The organism is Mesorhizobium sp. M5C.F.Ca.IN.020.32.2.1, assembly GCF_004023105.1.
GTDB classification, from domain to species: domain Bacteria; phylum Pseudomonadota; class Alphaproteobacteria; order Rhizobiales; family Rhizobiaceae; genus Mesorhizobium; species Mesorhizobium wenxiniae.
The window spans coordinates 1-2,263 of sequence record NZ_RZSX01000957.1 but is presented as its reverse complement, the minus strand read 5'-3'; the positions used below and the strand labels follow the sequence as shown (position 1 = coordinate 2,263).

General features: G+C 63.9%; 3 protein-coding genes. 1 reads left to right on the top strand and 2 read right to left on the bottom strand.

Annotated elements, in window-relative coordinates:
* Positions 1-561, top strand: a 561-nt coding sequence (locus tag EOA86_RS31425) for a lysophospholipid acyltransferase family protein (RefSeq protein WP_164892175.1), incomplete at its 5' end; no start/stop codon positions are given.
* 23 nt (positions 562-584) lie between these two features.
* On the opposite strand, the gene EOA86_RS31420 is transcribed toward EOA86_RS31425, so the two are convergent.
* Both EOA86_RS31420 and EOA86_RS31415 read right to left on the bottom strand, forming a co-directional pair.
* Positions 585-1,202: a LysE family translocator gene (locus EOA86_RS31420; protein ID WP_128345161.1), complete on the bottom strand. Its 618-nt coding sequence runs from the start codon at positions 1,200-1,202 to the stop codon at positions 585-587.
* A 153-nt stretch (positions 1,203-1,355) separates the two neighbouring features.
* Positions 1,356-2,263: aldo/keto reductase (locus tag EOA86_RS31415; RefSeq protein WP_164892174.1), on the bottom strand; the 908-nt coding region annotated here is incomplete at its 5' end.

Sequence of the window (2,263 nt, the reverse complement as noted above, 5' to 3'; positions counted from 1 at the left end):
CAATCCTTCTGGGATGCGATTGCCTTTTTCCCCCTCCTGCAGGATCCGATCTACATCCTGAAGCGGGAACTGACCTGGATCCCGTTCTTCGGCTGGTACATCTTGAAAATGCGGATGATCCCGGTCGACCGCGGCAGCCGCTCAAAAGCATTGAAGGCAGTCGTCGCCGCGACCAAACAGGAGCTGGCCCGCAATCCCCGCCAGCTGATCATCTATCCCGAGGGTACGCGCCGAGCGCCGGGCGACGAGCCGGCCTATAAATACGGCATCGTCGAGATCTATGCGCAGCTTGGCATTCCGGTGGTGCCGGTCGCCCATGTCGCCGGCCTCTACTGGCCGCGCCGGAAATTCCTGCGCTATCCCGGCACGATCAAGGCCCGCTTCCTGCCGCCGATCCCACCCGGGTTGGACAAGCAGGAATTCATGGAACGGCTGATCGGTGAGACGGAAGCCGCCTGCGACCAGCTGCTCGTCGAGGCCTCCAATGCGCCGAACCCACCGCCTATGCCGCCGACGGCGGTGAAGCGGCTGAGCGAGCTGGCCTCCGATATCTCGGCCTGAACTGCAGCCTGACCGATAATATCCTAGGGAATCACAGCCAGTGCCGTCGTCAAAACCAGCGTCGCCGCGAACGTCAGATTGATGATCCGCGAGGCCAGCGGTTTGCGCAGGAAGCGCGCAAACGCTGCCCCGGCGAGAAGCCAAAGGGCATGGATGGCGACGATCATCGGGGCGAGGACCGCCAGCTTGAGGCTTGCATCAAGCTCACCGGCGGACGACGTGCCGGCGAACACAGCGGCAATCGCCACATAGGCTTTAGGGTTCGCGACGGCCAGAAGAAACCCACCCAAGAACGTGGGAAGTGCGGCCCCGCCGGTACGCGCAGCCAGAGGCGGAGCCGTTGCTATCTTGAAGGCGAGGTAGAGGATGTAGGCTGCGGATGCCAGCGCCAAGAGCGATGTGAGCTTCGGCACAGAGGCAAGCATGGCCGTGATGCCCGTCGCCACGACCAAAAGCACGGCGACGGTGCCAAGAACGATGCCCGAGGCGTAGCGGAGCGAATCGCGCAGACCGAAGGCGGCCCCAACGGCGGTGACGCTGATCGTCGCCGGCCCCGGACTGCCCATCACAACCGCCGATACCAGCACAAGCACGAGCAATTGCGGCCATAGATACGGGTGGGATAGAACTTGTCCGGCCATGCGTCATCCCCGCATCGTGCGTCGATGCAGGGACGGTACGGCAGGCAGCGCCGAGCGTCTTGAACGATCGTGCAAACTCGTCCGCGGCCGGGTGTCCTTGACGCATCCACTGCTGAATGTCCTGGGACACGCAAGCAGTCAATTCACACGCGGCTACGCACTCGCGCTGTCGAGCTCGCCGATATCGTCTGGGCTGAGCTTCAACGATGCGGCGTGAACGAGGCTGTCGACCTGGTCCAGCGTCGTGGCGCTGGCGATTGGCGCGGTGACGCCGGGCCGCGTGATCACCCAGGCGAGCGCCACTTCCGCCTGCTTGGCCGAGTGACGCGCCGACACAGCGTCGAGTGCCGCCAGGATGCGCATGCCGTGCGCGTTGAGATAGCGCTTCACGCCGTCGCCACGCGCGCTTTTGCCGAGATCAGCTTCGCTGCGGTACTTGCCGCTCAAAAAACCCTTGGCGAGGCCGAAATAGCTGATGACGCCGAGATCCTCGGCCATGCACAGATCGCGGAGCGGCCCATCGAAGGAGGCGCGATCATAGAGATTGTATTCCGGCTGCAGCACCGCGTAGCGCGGCAGGCCCCGCAGGCTTGCCACGTCGAGCGCGGCGCGCAACTGGCCGGCATCGAGATTGGAGGCGCCAACGTGGCGGATCTTGCCCTTGGCGAGCAGTTTTTGGTAGGCGCCGAGCGTTTCCTCGTAGGGGGTCGTCGGATCCGGCCAGTGCGACAGATAGAGATCGACGACATCGGTCTGCAGCCGCTTCAGCGACGCATCGATGGCCTTTTCGACATAGGCGGCGGAGAGGTCTTTCCTGCCCTGTCCCATATCCGACCCGACCTTGGTGATCACCACGACCTTGTCGCGGTTGCCGCGGCTCTTCATCCATTTCCCGATGATGGTTTCGGATTCGCCGCCTTTGTTGCCGGGAACCCAGCGCGAATAGGCATCCGCCGTGTCGATGGCGTTGAGACCGGCGCCGACGAAGCGGTCGAGCAGGTCGAAAGAGGTTTTCTCGTCGGCGGTCCAGCCGAAGACGTTGCCGCCCAGGACCAGCGGCG

What these genes read in the sequence shown, in the direction of transcription:
- EOA86_RS31420 (WP_128345161.1), bottom strand. Translation starts at nt 1,202, where the DNA reads ATGGCCGGACAAGTTCTATCCCACCCGTATCTATGGCCGCAATTGCTC.